Source organism: Formosa sp. F44, assembly GCF_056238645.1.
Genome location: NZ_JBWDLJ010000004.1, coordinates 134,427 through 151,252 on the forward strand (window position 1 = coordinate 134,427; position 16,826 = coordinate 151,252).

Annotated in this window: 16 protein-coding genes; 5 read left to right on the forward strand and 11 right to left on the reverse strand. The window is 35.2% G+C overall.

Annotation, left to right across the window (positions count from 1 at the left end):
• Positions 1-579, forward strand: coding sequence for a phosphatase PAP2 family protein (locus tag AC0UBM_RS13360; protein ID WP_475688926.1), 579 nt, complete (start codon positions 1-3; stop codon positions 577-579).
• Here the strand turns inward: AC0UBM_RS13360 and AC0UBM_RS13365 are convergent.
• The 4 genes from AC0UBM_RS13365 to AC0UBM_RS13380 form a co-directional block, all read right to left on the reverse strand.
• Complete coding sequence (locus tag AC0UBM_RS13365; protein WP_475688927.1) at positions 566-2,197, reverse strand: ArnT family glycosyltransferase; 1,632 nt, start codon at positions 2,195-2,197, stop codon at positions 566-568. The two genes, AC0UBM_RS13360 and AC0UBM_RS13365, sit on opposite strands and share 14 nt — an antisense overlap.
• Entirely contained in the window at positions 2,190-2,813 is a 624-nt protein-coding gene (locus tag AC0UBM_RS13370; RefSeq protein WP_475688928.1) for a lipid-A-disaccharide synthase N-terminal domain-containing protein, read from the reverse strand. Before AC0UBM_RS13370 ends, AC0UBM_RS13365 begins: the two co-directional genes overlap by 8 nt.
• Positions 2,813-3,526, reverse strand: a complete 714-nt coding sequence (locus AC0UBM_RS13375) for a glycosyltransferase (RefSeq protein WP_475688929.1) — start codon at positions 3,524-3,526, stop codon at positions 2,813-2,815. Before AC0UBM_RS13375 ends, AC0UBM_RS13370 begins: the two co-directional genes overlap by 1 nt.
• Before the next feature lie 95 nt (positions 3,527-3,621).
• Entirely contained in the window at positions 3,622-4,176 is a 555-nt protein-coding gene (locus AC0UBM_RS13380; protein ID WP_414037231.1) for a DUF2911 domain-containing protein, read from the reverse strand.
• A gap of 170 nt (positions 4,177-4,346) precedes the next feature.
• On the opposite strand from AC0UBM_RS13380, the gene AC0UBM_RS13385 reads away from it, so the two are divergent.
• From AC0UBM_RS13385 to AC0UBM_RS13400, 4 genes are all read left to right on the forward strand, one after another.
• Positions 4,347-4,904 (forward strand): RNA polymerase sigma factor, encoded by a 558-nt coding sequence (locus AC0UBM_RS13385; RefSeq protein ID WP_434035366.1) that lies wholly within the window; start codon positions 4,347-4,349, stop codon positions 4,902-4,904.
• The gene (locus AC0UBM_RS13390) at positions 4,888-5,487 is read left to right on the forward strand and encodes a hypothetical protein (RefSeq protein WP_475688930.1); all 600 of its coding nucleotides are present in this window, start codon (positions 4,888-4,890) and stop codon (positions 5,485-5,487) included. Before AC0UBM_RS13385 ends, AC0UBM_RS13390 begins: the two co-directional genes overlap by 17 nt.
• Positions 5,488-5,503: 16 nt before the next feature.
• Positions 5,504-6,997, forward strand: a complete 1,494-nt coding sequence (locus AC0UBM_RS13395; RefSeq protein ID WP_475688931.1) for a hypothetical protein — start codon at positions 5,504-5,506, stop codon at positions 6,995-6,997.
• 134 nt (positions 6,998-7,131) lie between these two features.
• Positions 7,132-7,791: an EndoU domain-containing protein gene (locus AC0UBM_RS13400; protein ID WP_475688932.1), complete on the forward strand. Its 660-nt coding sequence runs from the start codon at positions 7,132-7,134 to the stop codon at positions 7,789-7,791.
• 71 nt (positions 7,792-7,862) lie between these two features.
• Here AC0UBM_RS13400 and secA read toward each other — a convergent pair whose 3' ends face one another.
• The 7 genes from secA to AC0UBM_RS13435 form a co-directional block, all read right to left on the reverse strand.
• Positions 7,863-11,219, reverse strand: a complete 3,357-nt coding sequence (gene secA / locus AC0UBM_RS13405; protein WP_475688933.1) for a preprotein translocase subunit SecA — start codon at positions 11,217-11,219, stop codon at positions 7,863-7,865.
• A 170-nt stretch (positions 11,220-11,389) separates the two neighbouring features.
• Positions 11,390-11,611, reverse strand: a complete 222-nt coding sequence (locus tag AC0UBM_RS13410) for a DUF2795 domain-containing protein (RefSeq protein ID WP_019387375.1) — start codon at positions 11,609-11,611, stop codon at positions 11,390-11,392.
• A 153-nt stretch (positions 11,612-11,764) separates the two neighbouring features.
• Entirely contained in the window at positions 11,765-12,337 is a 573-nt protein-coding gene (locus AC0UBM_RS13415; protein WP_414037225.1) for a cob(I)yrinic acid a,c-diamide adenosyltransferase, read from the reverse strand.
• 108 nt (positions 12,338-12,445) lie between these two features.
• Positions 12,446-13,150 (reverse strand): ABC transporter ATP-binding protein, encoded by a 705-nt coding sequence (locus AC0UBM_RS13420; protein ID WP_475688934.1) that lies wholly within the window; start codon positions 13,148-13,150, stop codon positions 12,446-12,448.
• An 86-nt stretch (positions 13,151-13,236) separates the two neighbouring features.
• Positions 13,237-13,920, reverse strand: coding sequence for a CatB-related O-acetyltransferase (locus tag AC0UBM_RS13425; protein ID WP_475688935.1), 684 nt, complete (start codon positions 13,918-13,920; stop codon positions 13,237-13,239).
• 83 nt (positions 13,921-14,003) lie between these two features.
• Positions 14,004-14,777, reverse strand: a complete 774-nt coding sequence (locus AC0UBM_RS13430) for an O-methyltransferase (RefSeq protein ID WP_475688936.1) — start codon at positions 14,775-14,777, stop codon at positions 14,004-14,006.
• 21 nt (positions 14,778-14,798) lie between these two features.
• Positions 14,799-16,655: an ABC-F family ATP-binding cassette domain-containing protein gene (locus AC0UBM_RS13435; protein ID WP_475688937.1), complete on the reverse strand. Its 1,857-nt coding sequence runs from the start codon at positions 16,653-16,655 to the stop codon at positions 14,799-14,801.
• Between the last annotated feature and the right edge of the window lie 171 nt (positions 16,656-16,826).

Consider the following 16,826-nt stretch of genomic DNA (forward strand, 5'->3'; position numbering starts at 1 on the left):
ATGCTCGATCAACTCATAAATGCCGATAGAGAATTATTTCTGTTTTTTAATACCTTGGGCTCTACAGGCTGGGATACGTTCTGGTTAGTGGTTACTAATAAGTTTACGTTTATTCCTTTATATGCCTTGCTACTTTTTTTAGTCTATAAAAAATTAGGAGCCAAAACAGTATTAACTCTTGTGATTTTAGCGGCTTTAATGATTGCATTTACCGATCAGATTTCAAACTTGTTTAAGCACGGTTTTCAACGCCCTAGGCCTTGCAGACAAGAAGGTGTTATGGAATATATGCGATTTATAGCCGAGCGTTGTGGCCGATATGGCTTTTTCTCTGCCCACGCCGCTAGTACTATGGCAGTAGCAGTATGTATAGGCTTAATCTTAAAACCGTTCTACAAGAATGTTATATTTATGTTACTGTTTTGGAGTGCCGTTGTGGCCTACAGTCGTATTTATGTTGGTGTGCATTATCCGCTAGACATTGTGTGCGGTATGGCTTTTGGTGCCCTTACTGGTTTTGGCTTTTTCAAATTGTATCTCTACGCCATGAAACGCCAGGGATTGCCTACTTTTTATTAAGGATATAATAATAGTTTACCAATCTTGAATTGTGTTTTCTTGAGGATGGATCTGCCACATTAAGATCGTAAGTCTTTACAAGTTGCATGGTGTAAAGCGCTTCTATCATGTCTTTGTCAGAGGTGTTTAATTCGTTTGTTAGTAGTCCGTAACGGGTTTCATTAGGGAATTGCAGTTCATGCTCATCATCTTTTATAGTCGGAAGTACATCCCCATATAAAAAAAGCATTTCTGGCGATACATAATTCATCCCATAAACCTTTAAGTCTTGTGTTTTAGCTTCAGATTTTAAAGTTGCAATCTCGTTATACTGCGCAGGAATCGTTGCTTTGTAAAGTGGCAAAGCGACAATAAATATAGAAGCAAAAAAGAATACGGTTAGAAAGAATACTGTTCTTATGGCTTTCTTCTTCAAATTTATAAAAATAAAAAGACCTATAGTGAAGAGTACTAGCGATGCTATTACGTACTGAACCCAAAATCCAGATAGTTGCTCTTTTAGTCCTAAATACGCTATAACCGGAAAGGCAATACCAATACAGGCTATTAGTCCGAAGTTAAAGTATACAGGGATCGTTTCTCTTTTGTCTTGTAGGGTTTTAAAATGCTGAAATAAATAATCGATATAGAATCCGGTGTTAATAGCTAACGGAATCAAAACCGGCATAAGATATCTAGATTTCTTTTCAGGGATAATCGATAATAAAATCACCGCAAAAATCGTCCAATAAAAACTGAATTTATATGCCTTTAAGTTGCGAACTCTCGATTTTAAATACGGATATAGTAAGCCAATAAATGCAGGAACCGTCCATATACCACTTTGAATAAAGAAGCTCCAGTAGTAATAAAACGGACGAATATTATAACTTCCCCAATTGCTTGTTTCTTTAGAAGTAATATGGGAAAATGTTTCAGGATCTATTATGCGCACGTAAATAAACCACCAACCACCAATAGCGACCATTAAAAGTAGTACACTAAATATAGAGAAGGTTTTAGGTCGAAAATTTTTGAATTTATAAGTGAAGCTGTATGCCAATAAAAACGGTAAGAACAGTACGTATAAAGATACTGGACCTTTGCTTAAAAAAGACAGCCCCAAACAAATTCCAGCTATAATAGTATGTTTCCAGTAATTTTTTTCTTTTTGAAAGAGCTGAAATAGATGATAAATTGCAATTAGCATAAAGCCATGAGCGTAAATGTCCCAAGGCGCTTCAACCGTAATGCCAACCACATAAAAGGAGGTGAAAGCAATACAGGCATTTACTAGACTGTGCAAGGTATTATTTAAGATGGAATAAGATAAGCGGTATACGAAAACGCCAATCACCATAATTAAAAATACAGTAGGTAATCTTAACGCATAAACATGTAATCCAAATATAGAAGCCGATATGGCAGATAACCATGTAGGTAAAGGCGGTTTTTCGTAGCGGGCTTCACCGTTCATTGTTGTTAAAATCCAATGGTTATCGGTTATCATTTCACGAGCTGTAATAAAGTTTCTCGCTTCCATGATTGTTACTTGCATAACATGTAAATTAGGAAGAAGCATTAGAGCGACCGTAATACAAATAAAAGCAACAGGATATTTTTCGATGATCTTAATCATTGTATTTCTTTATTAAAACTAAGTTTCGACTATATATTATAGCCCCTAGAATATGTCCTGTAAACAGCACGGGATCTTTCCGTAAAATGGCATAAACAAGTATAAGAACGGATCCCGCTAAACTCAATGCCCAAAAACCAAAGGGTAAAGTAGATGATTTCCTTTTTTCAGAATAAATCCATTGATAGATAAAACGAAAGGTAAATACAACTTGCGATACAATTCCTAATATTAATAACCATACGGGTATATCTTCATTCGTAAACAAAAACGTGATATCTATTTTGTTATTATTAAAATAGTAAACTACAATAAGAATTGGAACTACAAGTAAAAACCATTGTATGGCCTTCGGAAATTTTTGCCATTCGTTTTGAAGCTGAAGATTTCTTATGTAGATGTAATACGTTAAACTTTGTCCAAGCATTATAGCAAAATCTTGCCTTAAGTAGCCATAAACAAAAAGTAGAAAAGAAGCGATTAGACTTAAGGTCCAGAATAGAGTAGGTGTAATTACTTTACGTTTCTTCTCCGACGTAATCCATTGTACGACTAGTCTTGAAGAAAATAAGATTTGCGCAAGAAATCCTATGGTGTATATAATCCAATTACTCATTAACTACGGGTCTCAATTTCGTAGTTAATATACTTCTTTTTCATCCATAAATATGCAAAACAATCTATTAAAGGTCCTACCAATCTATTTAATAATCCGAATTTAGCTTCTCCAGCAATTCTTGGAAAATGTTGTACAGGAACCTGAATAATTTTACCGTGTTGCAGTAAAATCATGGCAGGTAAAAACCGGTGCAAGCCTTTAAACATGGGAATACGCTTGGCATAATCTGTTTTAATAACTTTTAACGGACAACCAGTATCGTCCATACCATCGTGAGTGAAACTTCTGCGAATGCCATTTGCTATGGTCGAAGACATATTTTTCACAAACGAATCTTTTCGGTTAGCGCGGACTCCTGTAACCAAATCGTACTCGCCAATATGTTGTAATAAAATATTAAAGTCGGAAGGTGTTGTTTGTAAATCGGAATCGATATAACCCACGAGTGGTGTATTTGTATAATCGAAACCTGCTTTTATAGCCGCACTTAAACCTCTGTTTTGTTTAAAACTTATAAATTCAAACTCAGGGTTTCGAGAGCAGATAGCTTCAATAAGTTCCTGACTGTTATCCTTAGAACCGTCGTTTACAAGTAATATTTTAGTGCTTTTAGATGCTGTTTTGGCATAGGCTAAAAGTTCTTGTTCGACGCGTAATAAATTATCTTCTTCATTATAAACGGGAACTATAATGGTGAATTGGTAGCTCATAGATGGAAACTTGAAAGTGCAAATGTATTCTTTTTTCTACAAAAGAAAATTTTAACATTTACAAATGTACGATAAATGGAAATAGAATAGGGAACTTACTTAAGTGGTACTGCAACTTTCACGTCGTCCCACGCCATGGTTAAGGCTAAATTATCGGTAGAATTATCGAAAGAAATAGTAAATTCTTCAACCGAGTTATTTAGTTTTTCTACAGGAACTTGCAAATCTACCACATCAAAAGCGGGATCTCTCATGGCTTGCATGGTTTCGTCTACGCCCCATTTGTATTGCTTCTTGTTAAACATGACATGCCAAGTCGAATCGTTGGGAATAGACCACAGAGTGTATTTTCCTGCAGGCAAAGTACTATCGCCTATTTTTAAAGGCTTATTTGTTTTAAAAGTAGTGGCTTCGTTGGCACCGGTTCTCCAAACTTCGTTATAAGGTACCAAGCCACCAAAAATTAAACGATCACGTTTAGAAGGTCTGTTGTAAAATACTTCTAACTCTAAATCGTTTAGTTTAAATTCTACAGTGTCCTTCGGACTAAGTACTTTATTGAAAGCGTCTTTTTCAAAATATGCATATAGAAATACTCCTATCGCAACAAACAATAGAAGAATCATAACCCATTTTAAAAATCTATTCATAAAACAATTTGTATTTAGGAGGTAAAGATACTTTAAAAGATACTGAACTTAAATACCCTTTAATTTAATTAAACTAATTTTAACAGGCAACAGGAAAAATATTTTACTTTTTTGCAACACTTCAAAAAAAAGAACGTCTTTAAGATGTATACTAACCAATATAACCACAAGTGAATTTATTTTCTATTGATATTATAGAAGCATGTAAACGGCATGACCAGAAGGCGCAATTGCAGTTATACAACCAGTACTGCCATGGGATGTATAGTGTTGCCAAACGGTTTATTTCGAACACAGCAGAGGCCGAAGATCTGGTGCAAGATGCATTTATAAAGGCCTTTAGTAAACTACATCAATTTAAAGGCGACGTCACTTTTGGGGCTTGGTTAAAACGTATTGTTGTGAATACGTGTATCGATTCACTTAAATCTAAAAAACAAGAGTTGGATGTTTTAGAAGAGGTGCACCTCAAGGTGGTCGATGCAGATACTCATGATAATTGGACGGTGGATGATGGTGTGACTCTAAATGATATAAAACATGTTATAGAAACCTTACCAGAAAAGTATAAATATGTGGTGATGTTGTTTTTAATTGAAGGGTATGATCATCAAGAGATTTCCGAAATTTTAAACATTTCTGAAGTCGCCTCACGCACACAATTATCGCGAGGAAAACAAAAATTACAAGAACTTTTAAAAACGAAGAGTTATGGCACAAGATATTAGAGATTTATTTGAAGCCGAAAAAGCACATCAAAAAGACGACCGGTTGTCTGAAGGACATGAAGCACGCTTTTTAGAAAAGTTAAAGGCTAGTGTGCCTCAAGATCCGCCAAAATCTAAATTTAATTGGATGGCTATCGCGGCGAGTTTAGTGCTTCTATTTGCGTTGAGCTTTGGAGGATATACGTTTTTTAATGCTGATCAAGTAACAGAAACACAACAGCAAGTTGTAGAAACCGAAGTAACGCCAGTTGTAAAAACAAAAACCTTAGGCGATTTGTCTCCCGACTTAAAGAAAGTTGAAGATTATTATCTGGCGAGTATTCATACCGAATTATCTAAGGTAGAATTAACACCAGAAAATAAAGAATTAATCGATGGTTACATTCAGCGTTTAGAAGAATTAACCAACGAATACAAAAAGTTATCTATAGAATTAACCGAATCTGGCCCGAGCGAATTAACCGTAAATGCCTTAATCGATAATCTAAAATTGCGTTTAAACTTGTTATACCGTTTACGCGATCAGTTAAAAGAATTCAGTACCGATGTTATTGCCGATGAGGCGGTGGAACAATCTATTTAAAAAATCAATCAAAAAAATGAAACAGTTAATTATAAAATCAATTACAAGTTTAGTGCTAGTTGTGTTTGCGTCTAATCTAACACAAGCACAACAAAAGCTATCTAAGGCATCGCAATCTTTAAAAGTGAATAAAGAGGTGACTATTAATTTAGAATCGAATTACACCATAGTAAAAATCGATACGTGGAATAAAGACGTGATTGAAGTAGAAGCTTTTGTAGAAAGTGATCAATTAAGTCAGTCTGATTTACAAAAGGCGTTAAAAGAGTGGAATGTAGATGTAAGTGGGTCTAGCGGTTTTGTGAATATTTCGAGTAAAGGCATGCAAAATGGTTGGGATGTAGGTTATGATTTTGATGTGAATTCAATTTCAGCACTACAGCATTTAGAATTCGAATTGGCCGATATGCCACCCATGCCACCGTTACCAGATATGAAACATTTTGCGAATATGCCACAAATGCCCAATATGCCGGAACCACCAACAATGCCAGAATTACCCGAATTACCAGAAGGTATGAATCAAGTACATTTTGATTATGAAGCGTATAAAAACGAAGGTGAAAAGTATTTAGATAAGTGGAGTAAAACTTACCAGAAAGAATACGGAAAAGAGTATCAAGATAAAATGAAGGCTTGGGCGAAGAAGTTTAGCGCCTCTGGTTTTGAAGATTACGAGAAAAAAATGGAAGCTTGGGGCGAAAAGTTTGGCGAATCTTATGGCAAGCAAATGGAAGCCTGGGGAAAACAATTTGAAAACGGCTTCGGAAAGGATTTTGAGGAACAAATGGAAGCTTGGGGAGAATCGTTTGGCAAATCATTTGAAAAGCAAATGGAAGCCCAAGAGCATGCCGAAGCGAGCCGAATGAAAGCCGAAGAAGCTAGAGCACGCGCAGAGCAGGGCAGAAGCATGCCGGATAGCAGTCCTCATATAAAAAAGACTATTATTATTCACATGCCCAAAAAGGCAAATTTAAAAGTGAATGTAAAATATGGCGAATTACAATTTGTATCGCTTATAGAAAACTTAAAGGCCGAAATGTCGCATACCAAATTAACAGCAAACACTATCGATGGGAGTAACACTTCCATCGCGGTGTCTTATGCGCCCGTGTCTATTACCAATTGGAATCAGGGGCAGTTGGTGTTAAAGTATGTAGAACAAGCTAATATTGGCGCTGTAAATCAGTTGGTGTTAAATTCAAATTCATCGAATATACAATTGGGGCAACTTACAGGAAACACCATAATTAATGGGAGTTTTGGTGATCTTAAAATATCTAAAATAGCAGATACGTTTCAGAATCTAAATATTGTTTTAGAAAATAGCGATGCCTTAATTAGTTTGCCAAAAACGGAGTATAGTTTGCAGTACAACGGCAAGCAATCCCGATTTAAACATCCTAAAAAAACGAGCAGTGAAAACGTGTCTACATTTTCTACGGGGAATTTAAGTAGCAATAAATCTATTATTGTGAATGCGAAATTTAGTAAGGTGTCAATGGAGTAAATACAATTTTATATAGTTAAAATACGTCTTATTAACATAGGACTTTGTGTGCCGATATCCTGAATAGTAATGGATTATCGGCTATATTTGTTTTACTAAGTTGTAAAAGTTAAAATGTATTAAAACATAATTTTTTGAAATTCAAATATTACATAGTTAAAAATACTTTCATAAATGATAAGCAAGGTTTAAAACCAGGAGTTAGAATTAATAAGATTCCTGCTATGTACACTATTAATCTTGCAGAAGGAGAAGGTCCATTTAATGATTTACCAACTCTAAAGAGGAAATCAACTATTTATCGGAATATAGTTTTAAGAAACCCAAAAAGAGCTGAGCAAATTTGTCTTGAAAAAAACATTACAGAAATAAAAGATTTAATTCTTACTAAAAAGAATTCAAGTGTCGATTTGAACTTTGTTGAAATCTTTGAACATTGTATCAAGGGGCAAGTGAAAAAAGGAAAGGTGTCTGGAGTTCACTATTATAATTCGGAGAGGGTAAAAATTTTAGAGCTTATCAAACAAAATAACAAGACCGGAATATGGGAAGCAGAAATAGAGTTCTTAGATAAGAAAACTAATACTTGGGTTAAAAAAGAAAAGTCAACTACTTTTTTTCCACGAAACTGGAGTATGCATCAGTTATTTCATGAATGTGAATTTGCTGTTAAACAAAAACAAAAAGTAGCTGGCAAAAAGAACGTATTTATATCTCAAACAGTATCAGGAATTGAAGTTGAAATAATTATTATTAATGATAAAATGAGGTCTATTTATCCTTTGTTAGATTAATTAAAACGAAAAAAAGCTGTCTATTATAAAATAGACAGCTTTTTTGTTGTTTAAATATATAGTAGAATATACTATTCTGTAATTACCCAATCACCTTTAGCTAAAAGCGGTTCGGCTTGTTTGTATTTCACGGTTTTACTTTCGCCGTTCATTACATTCTTTATGGTTACTTTATCGTTTCTACCAATTTTTGGCTTGTCTCTTACAATAGTTTCTACAACTTCTGGCTGACGTTGCGTCTGACCTGCAGCTCTACTTTGTGAAGCGCGTTCGTCTAAATTAGGAATTTCTTCTTTAGTCGTTTCTACTTGTTGCTTTTTAGGAGCCACTTGTTTTGCTTCGCTAATTGCATTCTGATCTTCACTTGGTAATTCTCCTTTAAATAAGAATGAAATCACATCTTTATTGACTTGAGTGATCATCACTTTAAACAATTCGAAAGCTTCGAATTTGTAAATTAACAATGGATCTTTTTGTTCGTGAACCGCTAATTGTACAGACTGCTTAAGTTCGTCCATTTTACGTAAATGCGATTTCCATGCATCATCGATAATGGCTAGTGTAATATTCTTTTCGAAATCTGTAATTAATTGTTTTCCTTCAGTTTCGTAAGCTTGTTGTAAATCTGTAACCACTTGTAGTGTTTTTACACCATCTGTAAATGGTACAACTATACGCTTAAATTTCTCACCCTGAGTTTCGAAAACATTCTTAATAATTGGGAATGCAAGCTCTGCATTTTTAGCCATTTTTGCTTTGTAATGGTCGAAAGCTGCAGCATATACTTTTGCCGAAATATCTTGAACAGATAATTTAGCAAATTCTTGTTCGGTAACCGGATTGGCCATTGAGAAATAACGAATCAATTCAAATCCGAAATTCTTATAGTCGTTAGCATCTTTGTTTACTTCTGCAATGTTTTCAGCAGTATCAAAAATCATATTTGCTAAATCTACACGAAGACGTTCCCCAAATAAGGCATGGTGACGACGTTTGTAAACTACTTCACGTTGCGCGTTCATAACATCATCGTACTCTAATAAACGTTTACGAACACCAAAGTTATTTTCTTCAACTTTTTTCTGAGCACGTTCAATAGATTTTGAAATCATAGAATGCTGAATCACTTCACCTTCTTCTAATCCCATTTTATCCATCATCTTAGCAATACGCTCCGATCCGAATAATCGCATTAAGTTATCTTCTAACGATACATAGAATTGAGAACTTCCTGGATCTCCTTGACGACCAGCACGACCACGTAACTGACGGTCTACACGACGCGAATCATGACGTTCTGTACCAATAATTGCTAAACCACCAACTTTTTTAACTTCGTCGATTAATTTAATATCGGTACCACGACCTGCCATGTTTGTGGCAATAGTTACTTGTCCTGGCTGACCAGCTTCGGCAACAATGTCGGCTTCTTTTTTATGTAATTTCGCGTTTAATACGTTGTGTGGTACTTTACGGATACTTAACATTTTTCCTAAAAGTTCACTAATCTCTACATTGGTTGTACCAATTAAGATTGGTCGACCGGCTTGAGATAATTTAGTAACCTCGTCGATTACCGCATTGTATTTTTCACGTTTAGTTTTGTAAACTAAATCGTCTTTATCTATTCTAGCAATCGGACGGTTTGTTGGAATCTCTACAACATCAAGTTTATAGATTTCCCATAATTCTCCCGCTTCGGTAATTGCTGTACCCGTCATACCAGAAAGTTTACGGTACATTCTAAAGAAGTTTTGAAGTGTAACGGTTGCGAAAGTTTGCGTTGCCGCTTCAATTTTTACATTTTCTTTAGCTTCAATCGCTTGGTGTAATCCATCGCTATAACGACGACCATCCATAATACGACCAGTTTGCTCATCAACAATCATTACTTTATTGTCCATTACCACATATTGATTGTCTTTTTCAAATAGGGCGTAGGCTTTAAGTAATTGATTTAAGGTATGGATACGTTCAGATTTAATTCCGAAGTCTCTAAATAAATCTTCTTTTTCGTTAGCTTCTTCTTCTGCAGGTAAACCTTTTGCTTCAATTTTAGCCATTTCAATACCAATTTCTGGCATCACGAAAAAGTCTGGATTGTCGCTACCAGAAAGGTATTCAACCCCTTTGTCTGATAATTCAATCTGATTATTTTTTTCATCTATAACATAGTACAACTCTTCGTCTACCTTAGGCATCTCACGGTTGTTATCTTGCATATAGTGATTTTCAGTTTTCTGAAGTAATTGTCTTACCCCGTCTTCACTTAAAAATTTAATTAAGGCTTTGTTTTTAGGCATTCCACGGAATACACGTAACAATTTAAAGCCACCTTCTTTAGTGTCTCCTTCGGTAATTAATTTTTTAGCTTCTGCAAAAACACCTGTTAAGTATTTACGTTGTACAGAAACGATATCTTCTACCTTAGGCTTTAATTCTGTGAATTCGTGACGGTCTCCTTGAGGAATTGGACCAGAAATAATTAATGGTGTACGGGCATCATCTACCAATACAGAATCGACTTCATCGACAATGGCATAGTGGTGCGGACGTTGTACCAAATCGTTTGGAGAATGCGCCATATTATCACGTAAATAATCGAAACCAAATTCGTTATTTGTTCCGTAAGTAATATCGGCATTATATGCTTTTTTACGTGCTTCGGAGTTTGGTTGGTGGTAATCGATACAATCGATACTTAAACCATGGAATTGAAAAATAGGCGCCATCCATGCGCTATCACGTTTTGCTAAGTAGTCGTTTACCGTAACTAAGTGCACACCTTTACCTGCTAATGCGTTTAGGTACATAGGTAAGGTTGCAACTAATGTTTTACCTTCCCCTGTTTGCATCTCTGCAATTTTACCTTGGTGCATGGCAATACCACCAATAAGTTGTACATCGTAATGTACCATATCCCATGTGATGGCTTTTCCTGCAGCATCCCATGAGTTTGCCCAAATGGCTTTATCGTCTTCTAAAACAACATAATCTTTAATTCCAGAAATTTCTCTATCAAAAGTATTAGCTGTAACTGTTATGTTTGTATTGTCTTTAAAACGTTTTGCTGTTTCTTTAACCACTGCAAAGGCTTCTGGAAGAATGTCGTTTAATACATCTTCTGTGGCCACATAAGAATCGTCTTTTAATTTATCTATTTCTTGATAAATATCTTCACGTCTGTCTATGTCTTCGGTGTTGTTAGCTTCATCTAAAAGCGCAGTAATTTGATCTTCAAAAGGTTTACGACCTTCAGCAATTTTAGCCTTAAAGAAAGCTGTTTTCGCTCTAAGTTCGTCGTGAGATAAAGCTTCTAGAGCTTTTTCAAAAGTTTTAATTTTATTTACTAAAGGCATGATGGCTTTAACATCTTGCTTGGATTTGTCTCCAACAAATACCTTAAGTACAGAATTTAAAAAATTCATGTGTATGTGTGTTTAGTTTGCATTAAGCCTTGCGACTTAATAGATACAGTTAAGTACTTTAAATGCTAAAAAATAAAGCACTCAAATATACGTTTTGTTGTTATGTTTAATACAGAATAGCACAAAAAAAAGCCTCGATACGAGACTTTTTAACTTTTCTTTATGTAATATTAATATTCATCCTCGTTCCAGAGATAATCTTCATCTGTCGGGTAATCTGACCAGATCTCTTCAATAGAGTCGTACGAATCTCCTTCATCTTCAATGGATTGTAAATTTTCTACAACTTCTAGAGGAGCTCCTGTTCTAATCGCGTAGTCAATCAGCTCATCTTTAGTAGCTGGCCAAGGCGCATCACTTAAATATGATGCTAATTCTAATGTCCAATACATCTGTAATTCGTTTTTATTTTTTGCAAAAATAATTTTTTAGTTTAAATAGTCAAGAAAAAAATGAATTATTTCATCATTAAATTAAAGAACGCTTTGTTTTAAGCAAACAAATTGACTTAAAGCGGGTTATCATTTTTCTTGAAATGGTAGCTTTTAATGCTTTTCAGGAATCCACTTTACTTCGTCTGCTTGTAAGTCATGAGACAACTTTCGTGCCAACACAAAAATGTAGTCAGAAAGACGGTTTAGATACGTCAGAGTTTGCGGATTTAAGGGTTCTATGTCGTTTAACTCTGAGGCTAAGCGCTCTGCTCTACGACAAACACAGCGTGCAATGTGACAGAATGACACAGTTTGGTGCCCGCCAGGTAATACAAAATGCGTCATTGGTGGTAGTTCGGCATTCATGGTATCCATTTCTGTTTCCAGAAGCGTGATATTGGCATCCTCAATCTTCGGAATATTTAAACGTTCTTTTCCGTTTTTTAGAATTGCTTTTTCTGGTGGCGTCGCTAACATGGCTCCAACAGTAAACAGTCTGTCCTGAATACTAATTAAAATTTCTTTGTAAGCTGGGTTTATATCTTGGTCTCGAATAAGGCCAATGTAAGAGTTAAGTTCGTCTACGGTGCCGTAACTTTCTATACGGATGTGATGTTTGGGCACACGCGTGCCTCCAAATAGGGCCGTTGTACCTTTGTCTCCCGTTTTAGTATATATTTTCATGTGTTTTCGAATTCTTAAATTAAGATTGTGCCAACAGGTGGCATATTTCAAAGTTACATGGAAATTTTAGGCTTTAAAAATGAATTAAGATTTGTTTATGGGGTCGCGTTATGCTGGAACTACAATTTTTTCGTTTCTAGTATCGCTTTCAATAAGTCCGTCGCGTAAACGAATAATTCTATGCGCATGTTCGGCAATATCTTCTTCGTGTGTAACCAAGATTACGGTATTTCCTTGCCTGTGAATGGTGTCGAATAATCCCATAATTTCTACAGAGGTTTTAGAATCTAAATTCCCTGTAGGTTCATCGGCTAAAATTATAGAAGGCTTGTTTACAAGTGCACGGCCAACAGCCACACGTTGTCTTTGTCCTCCAGAAAGCTGATTGGGTTTATGGTCCATTCGGTCTGACAAACCAACTTCGGTTAAAACTTCTTCGGCACGTTTTGTACGGTCTGCTTTAGAGTAGCCCGCATATACCATTGGTAAAGCCACGTTGTCTAGAGCCGTTGTTCTTGGTAGTAAGTTAAAGGTCTGGAATACAAAGCCAATCTCGGTATTTCTAATATCGGCTAACTCGTCGTCTGTCATTTTACTAGCATCCTTACCATTTAAAATGTAGGTTCCGGCAGTAGGCGTATCTAGGCAACCAAGAAGATTCATTAACGTTGATTTTCCTGAACCTGAAGGTCCCATTATAGCAATATAATCGCCACGTTTTATGGTTAAATCGATGCCTTTTAACACGTGAACAGTTTCTTGTCCGAGTTTAAAATCGCGAGTAATATTGGTGATTTCTATGACGTTATCCATAAAACTAAAATTGGTTTTGGTTATTGCAAGGTACAGGAATTATACTTAGATGTAAGACGCACGGTGAAAGAGAATGTTACAAAATATTATTTAAAAATTATTTTAGGCTTAAAGTTTAAGGCAGGTTTTTTTACTGTTGGTAATATATTTAGTTTATAAAATTTATACAGTAAATCAATATTTTGTGAACACAATATTGGGATTGCCTCTGCTAATATTTTTTCGTCCCAATTCCACCATTTCATTTCCATTAATTTTTTTATCTGGCTGTCCGAGAAGCGTTTCTGAATTTCTACAGCGGGATTGCCTTTAACTATAGAGTACGGTTCTACATTTTTAGTAACCAGTGAGCGACTTCCAATAACGGCACCATCTCCAATTTTTACACCATGCATAATCATAGCTTCACTACCTATCCATACATCGTTTCCAATTACAGTATCTCCTTTTGTTCTATAACCATCTATACTCTTTTTAAATAGCTCGTTATCCGACATATAATGGAATGGAAAACTTGAAATCCAATCGTGTCTGTGGCCTTGGTTGCCTGCCATTATAAAATTAACACCGCTACCAATTGAACAAAATGAACCAATTATAAGTTTATCTACGCCAATTTCATCTTGTGATAAAAACCGGGCACATTCATCGAAAGAATTCTGATTGTAATACCCAGAATAATGCGAATATTTTCCCGCAATGATATTTGGGTTTGTGGTGTGATCTTTTATGATTTTACCTTTAAACGGATTGTCGAAAAAAATAGACATAAAATTGAATGTTAGGAGTAAGTTATTGGATGAAAATTGAATTTTGCTTTATGCAATATTGTGCAAAGTTATAAAAAGAGATGCTATAATCTAATAGTAAAATGCTCTTTGACTTGTTCTTGCCTAAAAAACACAAATCCATACTGAAATGTGTCTATGGTCACTTTAACTTTAGCATGATTTTTAATGATTTCCCAAGCTTCTGTCATGCCTTGTGACCAATAAATGTCGTCGAATATAAAAACAGTATCATTATGTGTTTTTGGTAATAACAATTCGAAGTATGCTAACGTCGCTGTTTTGTTATGATTACCATCGAACAATACAAAATCGAGGGTGTTGTTGTTTAATTTGGGAATGATTTCACTAAAATCTCCAATTAAAACTTCGGCATTCGTAACGTGGTTTTTCTTTAAATTTTGACTTGTAAATTGGGCAATATTAGGACAGCCTTCTATGGAAATAATTTTACCTTTTTTATTTCCTAAAGCTATGGCGTGAGTTGATACGCCTAGAGAGGTCCCCAATTCCAAGCTATTATTAAATTGAAAATATCTGGTCAATCGGTATAATAACTTGGTATGTTTTAGGGAGGCACCAGCATTTTTTGCAATAGTATTTATAGGTCTAGTATTACTTTTGGTGTATACAGAACCTGTGCCTAAATCGGTTATTTGTAGGGTGCTCTTAGTATGTAAAAGCGTTTTTTTATAACTAGATAATAAAGCGTAATCTTGATATCCTTTCTTGTCGTAGAAACATTTTGTGACTAAATTATAGACAAAAGGGGAGTGCACTCCATGCTGATTAGTGGAGCGTTTTAAAAACTTTAAATACTGTATAATTTGGTAAAGCACTAGCTGTAAAATCGGAATTATTTATTCTTCTAGTTTCGCAGCGAGTTCAAACCAACGTTCTTCTTTCTCGTCCATTTCTTTTATGAGCTTCTCTAATTTTTCCGATAGCTCATTAATTTTCTCTGGAGATAGATCCGGATCTAGAAATTTAGCTTCCAATTCTGTTTTATCGAACGCCATAGATTTTAATTTGCTTTCTATGTTGTTGTATTCCTTTTGCTCGTTATAAGACAGTTTTGGTCCAGATTCTTGTTTCCAATTTTTCTTTTCTTTCTTGTCCTCTGCAGGAGAAACCTCTGGGCTATCTTCGTAAGATCTAAAATCGCTGTAGTTTCCTGGGAAATCTTCAATAACGCCTTGGCCTCTAAATACAAATAGGTGATCTACAATTTTATCCATAAAATAACGGTCGTGTGTTACAACAAGTAAACATCCAGGGAAATCTAAAAGAAAATCTTCAAGAACGTTTAAGGTTACAATGTCAAGATCGTTGGTAGGCTCATCTAAGATTAAAAAGTTAGGATTCTGAATTAAAACGGTACATAAATATAAACGCTTACGTTCACCACCACTTAGCTTTGCTACAAAATCGTATTGTTTTTTTCTGTCGAATAAAAAGCGTTCTAAAAGTTGCTGCGCGCTAATTTGTCTTCCTTTTTTTAACGGAATATAATCACCAAAGTCACGAACAACATCAATAACTTTTTGATCTGGTTTAGCCTCTATACCAGCTTGGGTGTAATAGCCAAACTTAACCGTTTCTCCTAAGGTAATGGTTCCACTATCTGGTTTTGTGGTTTCGGTAAGGATATTTAAAAACGTAGATTTTCCTGTTCCGTTTTTACCAATAATACCAATACGTTCCCCGCGTTGGAAGTTGTATGTAAATCCGTCTAATATGGTTTTATCTTCGAAGGCCTTTTTAATATTGTGTAATTCTACAATCTTATTTCCTAAGCGCTCCATATTAAGTTCTAACTCTACTTTATGGTCTTTACGACGTTTGTGAGCGCGTTCTTTTATATCATGAAAATCGTCTATTCTAGATTTAGACTTTGTGGTACGTGCCTTTGGCTGACGTCGCATCCAGTCTAATTCTTTCTTAAACACTTGTTTTGCTTTTCCAACTTCTACCGCTTCTTGGGCTATTCGAGCTTCCTTTTTTTCTAGGTAATACGAGTAGTTTCCTTTGTAGCTAAAAAGTTCGCCTTGATCTAATTCTATAATTTCGTTACATACACGTTCTAAGAAAAAACGGTCGTGAGTAACCATAAATAAGGTCATGTTTTCTTTAGCAAAAAATAATTCTAACCATTCAATCATTTCCAGATCCAAGTGGTTGGTAGGCTCATCTAAAATTAATAAATCGGGTTTATTAATTAAAGCATTGGCTAATGCTAAACGCTTTTTTTGTCCACCTGATAGCGTACTTACTTTTTGAGAGAAGTTATCTAATTTTAATTTGGATAAGATCTGTTTGTATTGGGTTTCAAAATCCCAAGCATTATAGCGATCCATTTGCTCGAATGCTTTTTGGTAAGCATCTGCATCTTCGGTATTGTGTAATGCGGCCTCATAATTTTTAATCACTTTTAAAATATCGTGATCACCATCAAAAATAGTGGCTTCAATGGTTAGGTTGGGGTCTAAAACAGGTTCCTGAGGTAAAAAAGAGACTGTAATATCTTTTCTAAAAATTATTTGTCCAGTATCGGCCTGATCGAGACCAGCCAGAATGTTCAAAATAGATGTTTTTCCTGTTCCGTTTTTAGCAACAAATGCAACCTTCTGGTCTTTATGAATGCTAAAGGATAGGTTTTCGAACAACGTAAGTTCTCCGTAAGATTTGGCTATGTTTTCTACTGTTAAATAATTCAAGTGCTTCTTTTGTTTAATAATTGTTGTGCAAATATCCAAAAAGTAAACGATTAGTTTTGATATTCCTTGCGAAAACTTATATTTGTTGGTAAATCACCTACCTTCATTCATGACTAAAAATTTCCTTTTTTTTTGCATTGTATTATGTCTTTTATTCGCAGGATGTGTTCC